Genomic DNA, 16,936 nt, shown 5'->3' on the forward strand with positions numbered 1-16,936 from the left:
TTATTGATTAATATGCAGCGTTGGATACAGACGATACGGTGTTTTCCTGTCCCTTACCGAAATGTGCCGCCAATGAATTGGCTGCGTTGGTGAGCAGTGTGGTATCAACACCAACAGCAATAAACTTCACACCGAGATCCAGATAGTGCTCTGCCGCTTCAGTATTGGTCATCAATATTCCGGCAGCTTTGCCTGCTGTGTTGATTTGTCTGATAGCTTGTTCGATCGCCGCCTTAACCTCAGGATGTTGGGGGTTGCCGTGGTGCCCCATATCAGCACTGAGATCTGCCGGGCCGATAAATACACCATCAACACCCTCAACCGTCAGCATCTCTGACAAATTATTCAGAGCCTCACGGGTTTCCACCTGAATCAGCACACACATTTCTTCATTGGCACGCGCCAGATAATTAGGGATACGATTCCAGCGCGAAGCTCTTGCCAGCGCACTGCCTACACCCCGAATGCCTTCCGGTGGATAACGGGTAGCCCGTACAGCTTCACGCGCCTGCTCAGCATTCTGAATCATCGGGATGAGCAGTGTCTGAGCACCGATATCCAGCAGTTGCTTGATAATTACCGGATCGTTCCACGGCGGACGCACAACCGGCTGGCTTGGGTAAGCAGCAATAGCCTGTAACTGATTCAGGACAGAAGTAATATCATTAGGGGCATGTTCGCCATCAATTAATAACCAGTCAAAACCGGTTCCCGCCAGTATTTCAGTGCTGTATGAACTACAAAGCCCAAGCCACAAACCGATTTGTGGCTGCCCCGAGTGCAGGGCCTGTTTGAATCTATTTGTCAGTTGATCCATGAGTGCACCTTATGCTCCTGATTTTTAATTAAATGTTTAATTCATGTTTTATACCAGACTGATTTTTAAGAAAAATAACAACTCACTGAACCTAATGCGCCGTAATCCACATGGAATGTATCACCTTTGCGGGCTGCAACCGGCCGGGTGAAAGAGCCACTCAGTATGATCTGGCCCGCTTCAAGCTGGACACCGTGTGGGGCCAGTTTATTAGCAAGCCATGCAACACCACTGGCGGGATGGTCAAGCACTGCTGCGGCTACGCCGGATTCCTCAACGACACCATTGCGATAGAGCAGAGCGCTGACCCATCTTAAGTCCAGCTCATGGGGTTTGATGGGGCGTCCTCCCATAATGACGCCCCCATTTGCTGCATTATCAGAAATCGTATCTACGACTTTACGCGGGCGCTGGGTTTCCGGATCGATGTTATGACAGCGGGCATCGATCAGTTCCAGCGCCGGAATAACGTAATCTGTCGCATTGTAAACATCAAACAGTGTACAGTTCGGGCCTTGCAGCGGTTTTGCCAGTACGAATGCCAATTCCACCTCAATGCGCGGAACAATAAAACGTTCGCAGGGGATATGGCTACCGCTCTGAAAAAACATATCATCCAGCAGTGCGCCATAATCCGGTTCTTCAATTTGTGAACTGAGCTGCATGGCTCTGGATGTCAGGCCAATTTTATGCCCTTTCAATACCCGGCCTTCCGCCATTTTCATACTGACCCATTCACGCTGAATGGCGTATGCATCCTCAATGGTTATTTCCGGATAATCCAGTGAGATTTGACGGATCTGTTTACGGTCTTTCTCTGCCAGATATAAACGATGAGCAACCTGTGATACGACTTCTTGCTGTAGCATATGTGTCAAACTCCTTTGGTTTATAATCCTCCGAAACAGAGGTATTTCACTTCCAGATAATCTTCTATGCCGTAGCGCGAACCCTCACGCCCCAGACCAGACTGTTTTATGCCCCCGAACGGAACAGCTTCGTTGGAAATCAGCCCTTCGTTAATGCCGACCATGCCGCTTTCCAGAGCTTCTGCTACACGGTAAATTCTGCCGATATCGCGGGAATAAAAATAAGCTGCCAGCCCGTACTCTGTGCTGTTAGCAATGCGAATGGCCTCTTCTTCATCCCGGAATTTGAACAGGGCAGCCAGAGGGCCGAATGTTTCTTCATGGGCAACTTGCATTGTTTCATCAATATCAGCCAGTACGGTTGGCTCAAAGAACAGGCCACCCAGTTTGTGGGATTTTCCTCCGACCAGAAGCCTTGCACCACGGGAAACGGCATCACTGACATGCGCCTGAACTTTATCTATCGCAGCCTGATTAATCAGAGGGCCCTGCTGTGATGAGCTATCACTGGCTGGCCCGACATGCAATTGCTTGGCCGCCTGAGCCAGACGTTCAGCAAATTCCTCGTAAATGTTTTCCTGAACCAGGATCCGGTTTGCGCAGACACAAGTCTGACCGCTGTTACGGAATTTCGCTGCCATTGCACCTTTAACTGCGGCATCTAAGTCGGCATCATCAAAAACAATAAAAGGTGCATTGCCACCTAACTCAAGAGAGAGTTTTTTCACCGTATCGGCGCTTTGTGCCATGAGCAATTTCCCAACACGCGTCGATCCGGTAAAAGAGAGTTTGCGTACGATAGGGCTTGAAGTCAGGGCTTCCCCAATCGCTTTGGCGTCCATTCCGGTGACAATATTAAAGACCCCTGCCGGGACTCCTGCCTGCTCAGCCAGAACAACCAAAGCCAGTGCTGAAAGCGGGGTTTCTGCGGCAGGTTTCAGGACGACAGTACAACCTGCGGCCAGTGCCGGGCTGACTTTGCGGGTAATCATGGCATTAGGAAAATTCCACGGAGTAATGGCTGCAACCACGCCGATGGGTTGCTTGATGGTGGATGTACGGCAACTGGGCATGTGGGAAGGGATAGTTTCGCCGTAAACGCGTTTGCCTTCTTCTGCAAACCATTCGATAAAACTGGCACCATAAGCAATTTCCCCCATCGCCTCAGCATGGGACTTCCCTTGCTCAATACTCAGCAGTTCTGCCAATGTTTTCTGGTTATCGATGACCAAATTGAACCACTGCCTGAGTATCTGGCTACGCTTTTTGGCTGTCAGGGCACGCCATGCAGGAAGCGCTTTTTCGGCAGCTTTAATCGCACGATGAGTTTCTGCTGCCCCCATATCACTGACATTGGCGATGATGTCACCAGTGGCAGGATTTGTCACAGCAAAGGTGGCTTTATTGTCAGCATCAAGCCATTTTCCGTCAATGTAACCCTGCTGACGTAATAACAAGGAATCGTGTAATACAGCATCAAGATGGTTTGTCATGGTTTTCTCTTCATTTAACAAAAAGGTGAACTTAACGTTTTTGTACTTCAATGACTTTGAATTTCAGTCACTTTGAATTTCAGTCATATTGAATTATGGCACTCATAATGTCTTATTTTTTGATTTAAACAGCTTATGAACATTATTGGATTTATAATTCAGTATTGGATCAAGTTCTTCCATTGTAAAAGAGAGACCAAGGTAACGCTGTGCCATTAAATCGGCAAAATGAGCTTTGATGAGCGAAAACAGCATTTCCCCGACTTTCTGGCAATCTTCAGTGCTGCGTCCTGCACCGATTTTCAGCGTCATATGGACAAAAGCGTAATCTTGTTTTCCATCTGCCATTTGCCACGTATCCAGCCAAATAGCTCGACTGCGGATCCCGCCCTGAGGGAAAATGCCGGTATCAGCAAGCGCCTGATTCACTTTCGCAAACAGTTCCGGTAAATTGGCTTCTTTGCGGATATTTTCGGTACATTCAGCATAAAAATGTGGCATAGCTAACTCCTGTCAGACGGAAGTTGTCTGGTTAACAGAATGTGGTAATGGGAACACAGCATTCACCTGTCCTGTCCCTGAACTGGCAAATAATTCCGTGAGAAACTCGACTTTGCCGTCATATTTATCCCAGCCAAGTAACCCGAGTAACATGACGGTATCGTGCATATTGCCTTCCCCCCGACAGTAGAGGGCATATTCAGGCAGCATGTCGCAAAATTCCCTGAAGCGACCTTCTTTCCACAGTTTGACAACCCGGTTATCCATCTGCTCATCAAACTCGCGGGTATAGCTGTTCATGCCTTCTTCGGCACGTTGGTCATCGATAAAGCTGTGGGAGAGTGAACCGCTGGCCAGTACGGCAACGGTGCCATCATATTTCTCAATAGCCCGTAAAATGGCTTCTCCCAACTTACGGCTATCTTCGAAAGCATGAACAGTACAAAAGGCAGAAATCGAAATAACTTTAAAATGACGGTCACTATTCATATAGCGCATTGGCACTAATGTGCCATATTCCAGCGTCAGGCTGGCAATCTCATGTGATTTTGCACGAACCCCCATCTGGCGCGCTTCTTCTGCGATCATGTGCCCCAGCTCGGGGTTTCCGTCATACTCATAACTCATATCGCGGATAAAATGCGGTAATTCATTACTGGTATAAATACCGGAGAAATGTTCCGCACAGTTAATATGATAGGCACTATTGACCAGCCAGTGAGTATCAAACACGATAATGGTATCGACACCCAACTCCCGGCAGCGACGGCTGATTTCCTTATGCCCGTCAATTGCACTTTGCCGACAGCCGTAGTGTTTACCCGGTAATTCGGACAGATACATAGAAGGTACATGTGTAATTTTTGCTGCTAACGCTAACTTGCCCATAAATCCTCACTCAGTATCAGGATGATGAAAAGCGGTTAACGCTGGAAGAGGTATACCCGTGCTTTTTCAGGCTATAGTCTGAAATCCTCCGGATATATCTCTTTTCTTAAGATCAAAGTCCCCAGCGAGGAATAGGATGATTTCCCATTGAAATACAAACATTTTTCACTTCAGCAAAAACTTCAAAGCTATATTCTCCGCCTTCCCGTCCGACACCAGAGGCTTTGATACCACCAAATGGCTGGCGCAGATCGCGTACGTTCTGGGAATTGACGAAGACCATGCCGGCTTCAATTCCCTGTGCCAGACGCAGGACTTTGCTCACATCCTGTGTCCAGATATAAGATGCCAGCCCATATTCCACATCGTTAGCCATGCGAAGACCGTCTTCTTCACTTTTGAATGGCAACAGACAAGCGACCGGGCCGAAAATTTCTTCTTGTGCCACGCGCATCCGGTTATCAACATCGGCTAGGACGGTTGGCCGCAGGAAGTGACCATTTTTCAGATGATCAGGCAGGTCTGCCGGTTTGTCCGGGCCTCCTGTTAACAACGTTGCGCCCTCTTCAATACCCAATCGGATATAACCGGAAACTTTTTCCCAATGCTGGTGGCTGATCAGGCTGCCGACCTGGGTATTCAGATCCTGCGGATCACCGACGCGCAGGCGGCTGGCGCGTTCTGCAAAACGCTTCACAAATTCAGGATAGATGCTTTCCTGAATGAAAATACGGGAGCCCGCTGTACAGCGTTCGCCATTAAGGGAAAAAATGGTGAACAGGGCAGCATCTAACGCACGTTCAATATCGGCATCTTCAAAAATCAGTACCGGCGATTTGCCGCCCAGTTCCATAGAGTATTTTTTCAGCCCTGAGTTCTGCATAATCAGGCGACCGGTAGCTGTCCCACCGGTGAAAGAAACGGCACGGACATCATGATGTTTTACCAGCGCATCACCGGCAGTATTGCCATATCCCTGTACCACATTCAGTACTCCTGCGGGGATACCGGCTTCCAGAGCCAGTTCTCCCAGACGGTTAGCGGTCAGGGGGGAAAGCTCGGACATTTTCAGAACAGCGGTGTTTCCCAGAGCCAGACAGGGGGCAACTTTCCATGTGGCAGTCATGAACGGCACATTCCACGGGGAAATCAGTGCGCAGACGCCTACAGGCTGGATAAGGGTATAATTCAGCATTTTGTCATCGACGGGATAAGTGCGCCCGTTCATCTGCTGACAAGTTTCCGCAAAAAAATCGAAATTGTGGGAAGCACGTGGGATAAGGACATTTTTTGTCTGATGGATTGGCAAACCCGTATCACTGGTTTCCATCGCAGCAATTTCAGGTACATTCTGGTCGATTAATTCGCCTAAACGCCACATCAGACGCGCCCGTTCTTTCATCGGGGTATTTGCCCATTCAGGAAAAGCGTCTTTTGCGGCAGCCACCGCCTGATCAATTTCTTCTTTTCCGCCAGAAGCGACTTCTGCCAATACCTCACCGGTTGCGGGATTGACTGTTTCAAAATAGGTACTGCTGCCAACGTTTTTACCGTTGATCCAATGATTAATTGTGGTCATGACAGGTTTTCCTCATATGCTTGCTGGCTGACAATATGATTTACCAGACGTCCGATACCTTCGATTTCCACAATCACTTCATCTCCGGGAACTACATCGGATAAACCTTTGGGTGTGCCCGTGGCGATCATGTCTCCTGGCTGTAATGTCATGAAATCGCTCAGATAGGTAATCAGGAAGGGGATATCAAAAATCAAATCTGCGGTGGTGCCACGCTGGCGTAATTCACCATTAACCCAAGTACTCAAGATCAGATTATGCGGATCAGCAACCTCCTGCTTATCAACAATCCACGGCCCGATAGGCGTTAACGTGTCACGGCTTTTTACACGCAGATTGGGGCGATAATAATTCTCCAGATAATCACGAATGGCGTAATCGTTACAGAGGGTATAGCCTGCAACGTAATCCATGGCATTAGCTCTGGAAACTTTGTGGGCTGGCTTACCAATGACAACAACTAATTCTGCTTCATAATGCATATATTCCACATGGTCAGGACGGACGGAAACCTGACGGTGGCCAGTGAAGCTGTTGGCTGCCTTGATAAATACCAGAGGCTCCTCCGGTGGCTTAAATTCCAGTTCGGTGGCATGGTCGGCATAATTCAGACCTAATGCGAACAGTGTTCCGGTGGCTGGCGGAAGCCATACGACATCAAGCCCGCTGATCCGGCTGCCATCAGGCAGTAGTACATTCTCCTGTTCATCAACAGTGACATGTAGATCCTGCCCCTGATAGTGAATTCTGGCGTGTTTCATGCCTGACCTCCGGCCAATACAACGGTGTTTTGTAAAATGGGAAAACCATCAGCCCTGATTGTAACAGTATCATTGGGGTGCAGAATGGCACGCTGGTGAGGCGTTCCCAGCAGAATCACATCCCCTTCATTCAGGGTGGTAAAATCGCTTAATGCGGATAAAAGCTCTGATGCGGAACGCACCAGATCATGAGTTGACCAGCGATCAACTTCCTGCCCATTTATCTCGGTGATGATATCCAGTGAGTTTATAGTCTTTACATCCGACATTTGACCAATTGGGCAAAAACCATCGCGGCATTTTGCTTTTATGGCAGGGCGATAAAATGAAGTTTCCGGTAAGCTGACTTCGTTCGCCAGTGCATAACCGGCTATGTATTGTTCGGCATCTTTGGCAGAAACTTTGCGGGCAGCTTTGCCGACTTTATTTGTGCTGATAAACAGTGCCAGCGTCGCGCCGCTTTGCACAGTTTCCCCAATAGGGTGGGGAATAACATCACCGGACGTAATCACTGTATTACGGGGTTTGATAAACCAAACTGGAGTTTGAGGAGGCGCGTTATATGGCGCTTCGTGAAATGCCTTACGCCAAAAATCGAGCTGACTGTTGTGGTTGAGAGCGACGGCAAAGACGGTGCCTTTCATTAACAACTCCTTGCAAGCTGAGCGATGTATCGCAAGATAAATTATTAATATATTAATAAATCAAGGAGCGATGATGTTCAATATGTTAAGTCAATTGTTAATTTTAATTGTGATCTCTGTAACAACATTCTGTTCGTGATTATTTTTAGTACATAAAGATCAAACCGTTATATTATCTAACAGGGTCATTTGGTATTGTGTTTAACTTTCTGTTAACTTTTTATGGCAAAATAATTTTATTTATTTGTTAATATTGAATTCTTTTTCCTTTGTGGATAGTTATGAGCATGTTAGTCTTTTCGACTTTAATGTTGTCTATAATCGGTAGCGCATGCGTTCAACTTATAGAGAATTGCCCGTGGTTAACTTAAGAGTCACCTTTACTTATGCATGAATCCCTGACATTAGCATTGCTTCAAGCTCGGGAAACCTCGATGGGTTTTTTCCGCCCGATATTGAAGAGTTATAATTTGACTGAACAGCAATGGCGTATTGTTCGCGTACTCGCAAGCAGCCGCTCGATTGATTTTCATGATTTGGCTAACCTTACCTGTATCTTACGCCCAAGTTTGACGGGCATTCTGACCCGCATGGAACGTGACGGTCTTATCTTTCGCTTAAAACCAATGAATGACCAGCGGAAGCTGTACGTTTCTCTGACTCCGGCAGGTCAGGAGCTGTATGAACAGGCAAAAGGAGAAGTCGATGAAGGCTATAAAGCAATTGAAGCTGCTTTTTCCCCAGAAAAATTAACTCAGTTGTTAGAATTGTTGGATGATCTTATTTCTATCGGCAACCAATCCCAAACCGATATAGATGAAAACGAAGAATAGTAAACACATATTTGTATTAATATATTAATTAATCAAATCTCTCCATAATAAGAGAAAGAGCACCGGAATAAACTGGCTGTTATTTTTTTGAACAGTTTATTGCGGTGTTTTCTTTGATTTAAGAAAAATTTTGCAGCCTGATCGTATTATAGATTTTATTTATGATGCCGTATTTTCATAAAATATTTTTATGTTAAAACACCTCTGTATGAAATAACTCATAATAAATATTGATTATTGACTTAAAGAATGAATAGAACGTGATTGGTGATTATTGGAATGAAAAAATAATCACAGTTTATAATTTGATGGAAATAATTAGTTTTTGATGAGGGATTATTTTCTGTTTCATTAAGCAATATATTTCAGGTTGCAACCCGTCAGCCAACAACCTGAAATTAATATCCCCGTCGTCTTTCAAGTTGCCTCTTTGTTGGCTGCGCTCATTCATCCCGGTCACTGTTTTTATAAACATACGGCTATCTATGCTCCCGGGGATGAACTCCCTTGCCGCCGCGATGCAACTCGAAATCCATAGGATATAGGATAATTATCCGGCATTTTCCTGCCGGTAAGCCAAAGCGACAGCCAGTGATTGCACCAGACACAACGTGGCAGACTGGGAGCGGAATGCATCAACTTTTGCTTCCTTCACCACAAAACAGACATCGTTGAAACTTGCTAATGGGCTGATTTGGCTGTCAGTAATCACAATCTGTTTTGCTCCAGCCTGTGCCGCTCTTTCACTGACCATCACGGTTTCTTCGGCATAGGGGGTAAAGCTGATGGAAACAACTACATCATTTGCCCCAATCATATTCATTTGTTCGCGGAACATACCTCCCAGACCATCTACCAATAACGGGCGACATTCCAGATGGCTCAGGGCATAGGCTAAGTATGATGCGACACTGAACGAACGGCGAAGCCCGATAATGTAGATATTTTGAGCGATTGCCAGTAAATCTACTGCCTTATTTAAGTCTTCTGCCGGGGTTCGGGCGGCAAGTTGCTGCATAGCCTGCGCATTGGAATGGGCAAACTCCTGCAAAATATGTAGTGGGTCTTCCACTTGCTGGTTATCACCGTCTAGTGCTCTGAACAGACGGGCACGGTCGGTATAACTGGCGGTTTCCTCTACCAGATTTATGCGAAATAACTGTTTCATCTCATTGAATCCGTTGAAGTCAAAGGCATTGGCAAATCGGATAAGAGTAGAAGGTGGAACATCGGCTTCTTTTGCAATAACCGCAACCGTATCAAATGCCACGCTATTGGTATTATCCAGAACATACCTTGCAACTTGCTGTAACCGCTTACTTAACTCGTCATAACGCGAGCGAATTTGTTCTTGTAGTTCGGGCAGATTTGATGCAGCAGACATAATGTATCCCTAATAAATTGTAATTGCACAAAAAATAGCGTGTTGATCACATTAATAAAATAGTATTTCAATTCTCATTGAAAATGAAATGTATATTTCATATATCTTTAGCATCGTGATTCAATTCATAATGATTCAACTCATCTTACGTGGTTCAGCCTGTATGTGGTTAGGCCTATACACAATGGATTTCAAGCTGCATCGCGGCGGCAAGGGAGTTCATCCCCGGGAGCATAGATAGCCGTATGTTTATAAAAACGGTGACCGGGGTGAATGAGCGCAGCTAACAAAGAGGCAACTTGAAAGACGAAGTGCATATAATTGTATTGAGAGAGGCTCAAAATGGAACAGATTAAAAATTTTATTGGCGGGAAACTTATCAGTAGTCAAAGTGTTCGAACCTTACCTGTTTTTAACCCTGCGACGGGGCAATCCATTCGGCAGGTTGCATTGAGCACAGCTCATGAAACAAAATTCGCTATCGAATCTGCCCATCAGGCTTTTCAGGAATGGTCTAAAACCTCGCCATTGAAAAGAGCCAGAATCTTGTTCAAATTTAAGTCCCTCCTTGAGGAAAATCAGTCGCATCTGGCTCGTCTGATTTCCGAAGAACATGGGAAAATTTATTCTGATGCCGTGGGGGAACTGACACGTGGCCTTGAAGTGGTTGAGTTCGCCTGTGGTATTCCTCACTTACAAAAAGGCGAGCACTCTGCCAATGTAGGGGCAGGAGTGGATAGCCACTCCCTGATGCAGCCACTGGGCGTATGCGCAGGGATCACCCCATTTAATTTTCCTGCTATGGTTGCAATGTGGATGTTCCCGATAGCGTTAGCAACAGGAAACACGTTTGTTCTCAAACCCTCCGAAAAAGACCCCTCTCTCTCTATTGAACTGGCTAAATTGTTACAACAAGCGGGGTTGCCGGATGGTGTATTCAACGTCGTACAAGGGGATAAGGAAGCCGTTGATGTCTTGCTGACTGATCCGCATGTTCAGGCTGTAAGTTTTGTGGGCTCAACACTGGTTGCCGAGTATGTTTATGCAACGGCATCAGCACATGGTAAGCGTTGTCAGGCGCTGGGTGGCGCGAAGAACCACAGTATTCTTATGCCGGATGCTGATTTGGAAATGGCTGCAAATGCCATTATAGGGGCCGCCTTTGGTGCCGCAGGAGAACGCTGTATGGCACTGTCTGTTGTTCTGGCCGTAGGGGATGAAATAGCGGATGAGCTGGTAACAAAACTTCAGCAGCAAATTGACAGAATGGTTGTTGGTGCAGGGATCAGCGAGGGGCGGGAAAACGATATGGGGCCGGTCATTTCTGAACAACATCGGTCAAAAATCTGTGATTACATTAACAGTGGTGTGGAACAGGGAGCAAAGCTACTGGTGGATGGGCGAGGATATCAGGTTACGGGCCATGAGAATGGTTATTTCGTGGGGCCAACTTTGTTTGATTATGTCACCCCAGAGATGAAAATTTATAAAGAAGAAATCTTTGGGCCTGTACTATCCATTGTGCGCGTACCTGATTATCACACCGCACTGAAATTGATTAACCATCATGAATACGGTAATGGCGCTGCTATTTTTACCCGTGATGGTGAAACTGCCCGTCAGTTCAGTGAAGATGTACAGACTGGTATGGTTGGCATCAATATTCCTATTCCTGTTCCTATGGCATTCCATAGTTTTGGGGGCTGGAAACGTTCTATTTTCGGTCCGCTGAATGTACATGGCAATGATGGTGTACGTTTTTATACCCGCATGAAAACAGTCACTAGCCGTTGGCCTGCCAGCGTTCGTCTGGAACACCATAGCAGCAGTTTTGTCATGCCAACGATGGAGTAATCCTATGAATACCAAGCCCATAAATACTGGCTCTGTAAATATCAGCTCCATGAAAGCATCGGCAACCTCTTCCCAGACAAGACACACTCAAAAAATGACTATGGCTCAGGCTTTGGTCAGGTTTCTCAATCAGCAGTATATCAACGTTGATGGAGAGGAATTACCCTTTGTCTGTGGTGTTTTCACCATATTTGGTCACGGTAATGTTGTGGGGTTGGGGCAAGCTCTGGAACAGGATCCGGGGCATCTTCGAATCTATCAGGGGTGCAATGAACAGGGAATGGCACACATAGCCACCGGCTTTTCCCGGCAGAAAAAACGGCAACAGATTTTTGCTGTCACTTCCTCTGTCGGGCCGGGCGCTGCCAATATGGTTACAGCCGCAGCTACAGCGACGGCTAACCGTATCCCACTACTGTTATTACCGGGAGATACCTTTGCATGCCGCCAGCCGGATCCTGTTTTACAGCAGGTTGAACAGTATTGGGATGGCACTATCAGTACCAACGATTGTTTCCGGCCTGTTTCTCGCTACTGGGATCGCATATCCAGACCTGAACAATTAATGGCAGCGATGATTCAGGCCATGCGGGTATTGACTGATCCGGCGGATACCGGTGCAGTGACTGTCTGCTTGCCACAGGATGTACAGGGAGAAGTTTGGGATTACCCTGATTACTTCTTCCAGAAACGGGTACATCATCTTGAACGCCGGCCTGCCTCCTTATCCCGTATTCAGGATGCCGTAGAGCTGATAAAACGTAAGAAAAAGCCATTACTGATTTGCGGAGGAGGAGTACGTTACTCCGGCGCACATGAAGCTTTCCGCCAGTTTGCAGAAACTTTTAATATCCCATTTGCAGAAACACAGGCAGGAAAAAGTGCCATTGTTGCGGTACATCCGTTGAATTGCGGTGGAATCGGTACAACTGGCTGTCTGGCGGCTAATTTGCTGGCTAAGGATGCGGACTTAATCATTGGTGTCGGCACACGTTTTACTGATTTCACAACGGCATCCAAATCCTTGTTTCAAAATCCGCAAGCTGAATTTCTTACCATTAATGTGGCAGAGTTTGATGCCTACAAACTGGATGCTGTCGCAGTGATTTCTGATGCAAGAGAAGGGTTATCTGCGATGACTCAGGCATTAGCAAAAACGGGATGGCATTCCGGTTGGCAACAGGAGGTTGCTCAGGCTAAATCAGTCTGGCAGGAGGAACTGTCACGGCTGTTTTCTATCCAGTATCAGGCCGGAGACAGACCAGAAATTGCAGATCATCTGGATGAGAAATTACATGAATACAGTGATGCATTGCAGACTAATCTGGCGCAGACGCGTGTACTTGGGCTGATGGATCAGTATCTGGAAGATAACGCCATTATTGTTGGTGCAGCCGGTTCTTTGCCGGGGGATTTGCAACGCCTGTGGCAACCCAAAGAGCCGGATACCTATCACCTTGAATATGGCTATTCCTGTATGGGATATGAAATTGCCGCAGCACTGGGGGCAAAAATTGCCTGCCCTAACCAGCCAGTTTATGCAATGGTGGGGGATGGGTCTTATATGATGTTACACAGTGAGCTACAAACGGCGATTCAAGAAAACATCAAAATTACTGTGCTGTTATTTGATAATGCAGGGTTTGGCTGCATCAATAACTTACAGATGAGTCAGGGCATGGGCAGCTTTGTGACAGAAAATCGTTATCGTAATCAACAAAGTGGTCGGCTGGATGGCGCACTGGTTCCGGTGGATTTTGCCAAAAATGCAGAAAGTTACGGCTGCAAAAGTTATCGGGTGCATAACGAACAACAATTGATTACTGCTTTGCAGGACGCCCGTAAACAACCATGTGCCACTCTGATTGATATTAAAGTGTTGCCGAAAACCATGACCCACGATTATGAATCATGGTGGAGAACAGGAACAGCGCAGGTTGCAGATAACCCGGCGGTTACCACTGCGGCTGAAAATATCAGGCGGTATGTGGAGAAATATACTCGACAGTACTAGTATTCTTATATATTGCTTCATGCCTTTCATCTGGCCGTGAAATAGCTCTTTTTATATAAGGAATGGAATGTTTATTTCATTCCAAACACCTTCTTTATCTCTTCGCCACAATTGTAATTTCAATGCATTCAACTTTTCTGTAGTTGAGTGCTTTATTACTATTACCGTATGATTTTAATGTATTTTTATTGATTTATTCAGATCTGATAGCTTGTTTTTCGTGATAGATATAACACTAATTACATCATTTTCATCTCAAAATGCTAACCGCCTCTAAAAAATAAAATTTCCAATGTTTGTTAAATTGAAATAAATATTTTGGTTGATATATTTTTATTCAAACCCAAAGCAGATATACCCGATGGATTTCAGAAGGTGGCTCCTAACGCAGCAATCTGAAAGACGACGGGGATACAGAGGTATCAAGGAGCATTCATGTTTAATATTGCATTATTTGGTGCTGGCAGAATTGGTCTGGTGCATGCGGTTAGCATTGCCAGCCATAAAGAAACCTGTCTCTACTCTGTCGTTGATCCTTATCAGGTAAATGCTGAAACACTGGCACAGAAATATCAGGTTAAAATACAAACAACCGAAGAAGCCATGTCTGATCCGGAGGTTCATGGTGTACTGATTGCTTCAGCAACAGATACGCATGCTGATTTAATCGAACAGGCTGCCCGCAATAATAAAATGATTTTCTGTGAGAAGCCGGTTCACCTTGAGCTTGAACGGGTGCGGCAATGCCTTGCTGTGGTAAAAGCGTGCCAGGTTCCTCTGTTTGTCGGCTTTAATCGTCGCTATGACCCTCAGTTCCGTCAGATGAAAAATCTGTTTCATGCAGGAAAAATCGGTAAGGCAGAATCCCTGATGATCACATCCCGTGATCCTGCTCCGCCACCCGCTGAATATATCCGGGTTTCCGGTGGTATGTTTCGGGATATGACGATTCATGATTTTGACATGGCCCGTTTTATCATCGGAGAAGAGCCGTGTGCTATTTATGCACAGGGCAGTAATCTGGTTGATCCTGCCATTGGCTCAGCCGGTGATATTGATACTGCGTTTATTGTGATGAAATTTCCTTCAGGCGCTATGGTGAGCATCGCTAACAGCCGCCGTTCGGGGTATGGCTATGACCAGCGCCTTGAACTGCATGGTCAAAAAGGCTTACTGACAGCCGGTAATATTAAGGAAAACAGTGTGGAGTTATGGGGAGACAACGGGTGTCTTTCCGCTAAACCAGAACATTTTTTCCTGCAACGTTATCGTGAGGCATATATCGCGGAATGGGATCATTTTGTCGATGTTATGGCTGGCAGAGCCATTCCAGAAACAACCGGTTTTGATGGCGAACAGGCATTATATCTTGCTGATAAGGCGCTTGAATCCCTTTTGTCCGGTAAAGAAATCAAATTATATACACAATGAATTTCAAGCTGCATCGCGGCGGCAAGGGAGTTCATCCCCTAGAGCATAGATAACCGTATGTTTATAAAAACGGTGACCGGGGTGAGCGAGCACAGCCAACAAAGAGACAACTTGAAAGACGAAGTGTATAGACCACAGAAAAACAGGGGAACATTACATGTCAGCTTTTCTTTCTTTTATTGGTTTTACCCTGCTGGTGGCAGGGATTGCTTATTATAAAACAAGGAATAAACATTTAATTGATTCCACTGAAGGTTATTTTCTTGGTGGGCGCTCTCTGACTGGAGTTTATATCGGCAGCTCCATGCTATTAATGAATTTGTCTACAGAACATCTGGTTGGTTTAAATGGGCTGGCATTCAGAACGGGATTTATTGTTATGGCATGGGAAGTTATAGCAGCCTTAACTATTGTACTGTTTGCCATTTACTTCCTGCCCAAATATTTAAAATTGGGAATATCAACAATTCCAGAATATTTAGAACGGAGATTTGACAAAAATACTTTACTAATTACCTCTGTTTTATTTCTGGCCATGTATGTTATTTCGTTATTGCCTATCGTGTTATATACCGGAGCTATTGCGCTGGAAAGTTTATTTCAGGTTTCTCAGGTATTCAATGTCGATAAAACCACTGCATTATGGATTATGGTTTGGGGTGTCGGCGGACTGGGTGCAATTTACGCTATTTTTGGCGGGATTAAAGCGATTGCAGTGGCTGACACTATCAACGGTATCGGGTTAATTATCGGTGGAGGCATCGTTACTGTTTTTGCCTTACTGTATGTCGGGAATGGCAATGCCTGGCAAGGCCTGACCGATGTTTATCAGGCCCACCCTGATAAATTTAACTCCATTGGCAGTGAAGATTCACTTGTTCCATTTTCAACTCTATTTACCGGATTGATCATTTCCAACATGTTCTTCTGGTGCACCAACCAATCCATTGTACAAAAATCATTGGGTGCAAAGAATCTGGCGGAAGGGCAAAAAGGGGTAATGTTATGCGCTGTATTAAAACTGCTTATTCCTTCTATCATTATTTTACCGGGTGTTATTGCATTCCATATTTTCAATGGACAAATAGATAACCCCGATAATGCCTACCCCGCATTAGTACAATTAGTTTTGCCTAAAATTCTGGTTGGCTTTTTTGCTGCGGTAGTTGTTGGAGCGGTATTCTCTACATTCAGTGGTGGCCTGAACTCCTCTGTTACTTTATTTACCGTCAATATTTACAAACAGAGAATTAACCCGAATGCCAGTGAAGCTCGAAGTGTAGCTGTAGGAAAATATTTGGGTATTGGTCTGGCGTTGGTAACTATGCTGATCGCTCCACTCGTTGCAAATGCACCTGATGGTTTGTTTTACCTAATCCAGCAATTACAGGGGATTTTTAATGCTCCTATTCTCAGTGTCGTGCTGGTTGGGTTGATGACAAAACGTGTTCCTCCGATTGCGGCAAAATTGGGGCTGCTGTTTGGTATGTCAGCATATATTGTTTGTAACTTTATCCTGCATATTGATATCCATTTCTTCCATTTAGTCGGCATCTTATTTGTGCTGAATGTCATTTTTATGCTGACAGTCGGTTATTTCTTCCCTGCTGAAAGTTATGAAGAGGTGTATACAAAACAGGTAGATATTACTCCGTGGTCAATGGTGAAACCTATGGGATGGCTAATTACACTGGCTGCTGTCTCAATGTACGTTTTTCTGGCTCAGAATGTGCCGAATTATGTAATGACACTTTACTATCTGCTTGCAGCCGGAATTCTGGGATATGTCGCTTATCAAATCAGTAAAATATTGTCTAAGCGCTCCATTTATCGTGAAAACGCCTAGAAAATCTGAGTGACGGGGAATC

Annotated in this window: 14 protein-coding genes; 5 read left to right on the plus strand and 9 right to left on the minus strand. The window is 45.5% G+C overall.

The genetic code is table 11. From position 1 onward, the window contains the following. Positions 1 to 7 precede the first annotated feature (7 nt). The 8 genes from hpaI to AACS92_RS06275 all read right to left on the minus strand — a co-directional run bounded on the left by hpaI (position 8) and on the right by AACS92_RS06275 (position 7,552). Positions 8 to 817 carry a 4-hydroxy-2-oxoheptanedioate aldolase gene (gene hpaI, locus AACS92_RS06240; protein ID WP_099110484.1) on the minus strand — a complete coding sequence of 270 codons (810 nt, stop codon included), beginning with the start codon at positions 815 to 817 and terminating at the stop codon, positions 8 to 10. 65 nt (positions 818 to 882) lie between these two features. Beyond that, on the minus strand, positions 883 to 1,686 hold the full coding sequence (gene hpaH, locus AACS92_RS06245) for a 2-oxo-hept-4-ene-1,7-dioate hydratase (RefSeq protein WP_099110485.1): 804 nt from the start codon (positions 1,684 to 1,686) through the stop codon (positions 883 to 885). Positions 1,687 to 1,706: 20 nt separating this feature from the next. Then, a complete protein-coding gene (locus tag AACS92_RS06250) occupies positions 1,707 to 3,179 on the minus strand; it encodes an NAD-dependent succinate-semialdehyde dehydrogenase (protein WP_099110486.1) in 1,473 nt (490 codons plus the stop codon). Positions 3,180 to 3,281: 102 nt separating this feature from the next. Continuing rightward, on the minus strand, positions 3,282 to 3,680 hold the full coding sequence (locus tag AACS92_RS06255; RefSeq protein ID WP_099110488.1) for a 5-carboxymethyl-2-hydroxymuconate Delta-isomerase: 399 nt from the start codon (positions 3,678 to 3,680) through the stop codon (positions 3,282 to 3,284). 12 nt (positions 3,681 to 3,692) lie between these two features. Then, a complete protein-coding gene (gene hpaD / locus AACS92_RS06260; protein WP_099110489.1) occupies positions 3,693 to 4,568 on the minus strand; it encodes a 3,4-dihydroxyphenylacetate 2,3-dioxygenase in 876 nt (291 codons plus the stop codon). A 112-nt stretch (positions 4,569 to 4,680) separates the two neighbouring features. Next, positions 4,681 to 6,147 (minus strand): 5-carboxymethyl-2-hydroxymuconate semialdehyde dehydrogenase, encoded by a 1,467-nt coding sequence (gene hpaE, locus AACS92_RS06265; protein ID WP_099110491.1) that lies wholly within the window; start codon positions 6,145 to 6,147, stop codon positions 4,681 to 4,683. Beyond that, positions 6,144 to 6,908 (minus strand): fumarylacetoacetate hydrolase family protein, encoded by a 765-nt coding sequence (locus tag AACS92_RS06270; protein ID WP_099110492.1) that lies wholly within the window; start codon positions 6,906 to 6,908, stop codon positions 6,144 to 6,146. The genes hpaE and AACS92_RS06270 overlap by 4 nt, the downstream gene beginning before the upstream one ends. Continuing rightward, complete coding sequence (locus AACS92_RS06275) at positions 6,905 to 7,552, minus strand: fumarylacetoacetate hydrolase family protein (protein ID WP_099110493.1); 648 nt, start codon at positions 7,550 to 7,552, stop codon at positions 6,905 to 6,907. Before AACS92_RS06275 ends, AACS92_RS06270 begins: the two co-directional genes overlap by 4 nt. Before the next feature lie 386 nt (positions 7,553 to 7,938). On the opposite strand from AACS92_RS06275, the gene hpaR reads away from it, so the two are divergent. Then, complete coding sequence (gene hpaR / locus AACS92_RS06280; RefSeq protein ID WP_099110494.1) at positions 7,939 to 8,385, plus strand: homoprotocatechuate degradation operon regulator HpaR; 447 nt, start codon at positions 7,939 to 7,941, stop codon at positions 8,383 to 8,385. Positions 8,386 to 8,935: 550 nt separating this feature from the next. Here hpaR and AACS92_RS06285 read toward each other — a convergent pair. Beyond that, the gene (locus AACS92_RS06285; protein ID WP_099110495.1) at positions 8,936 to 9,769 is read right to left on the minus strand and encodes a MurR/RpiR family transcriptional regulator; all 834 of its coding nucleotides are present in this window, start codon (positions 9,767 to 9,769) and stop codon (positions 8,936 to 8,938) included. 342 nt (positions 9,770 to 10,111) lie between these two features. On the opposite strand from AACS92_RS06285, the gene AACS92_RS06290 reads away from it, so the two are divergent. The 4 genes from AACS92_RS06290 (at position 10,112) to AACS92_RS06305 (ending at position 16,914) form a co-directional block, all read left to right on the plus strand. Next, positions 10,112 to 11,623, plus strand: a complete 1,512-nt coding sequence (locus tag AACS92_RS06290; protein ID WP_099110497.1) for a CoA-acylating methylmalonate-semialdehyde dehydrogenase — start codon at positions 10,112 to 10,114, stop codon at positions 11,621 to 11,623. A gap of 49 nt (positions 11,624 to 11,672) precedes the next feature. Then, positions 11,673 to 13,637: a 3D-(3,5/4)-trihydroxycyclohexane-1,2-dione acylhydrolase (decyclizing) gene (iolD, locus tag AACS92_RS06295; protein ID WP_099110517.1), complete on the plus strand. Its 1,965-nt coding sequence runs from the start codon at positions 11,673 to 11,675 to the stop codon at positions 13,635 to 13,637. Between the two features lie 435 nt (positions 13,638 to 14,072). Further along, positions 14,073 to 15,068, plus strand: coding sequence for an inositol 2-dehydrogenase (gene iolG, locus AACS92_RS06300; RefSeq protein WP_099110498.1), 996 nt, complete (start codon positions 14,073 to 14,075; stop codon positions 15,066 to 15,068). A gap of 157 nt (positions 15,069 to 15,225) precedes the next feature. Further along, complete coding sequence (locus AACS92_RS06305) at positions 15,226 to 16,914, plus strand: solute:sodium symporter family transporter (RefSeq protein WP_099110500.1); 1,689 nt, start codon at positions 15,226 to 15,228, stop codon at positions 16,912 to 16,914. Positions 16,915 to 16,936: the final 22 nt, after the last annotated feature.

This window comes from Xenorhabdus sp. KJ12.1 (genome assembly GCF_963876495.1).
Taxonomy (GTDB): domain Bacteria; phylum Pseudomonadota; class Gammaproteobacteria; order Enterobacterales; family Enterobacteriaceae; genus Xenorhabdus; species Xenorhabdus stockiae.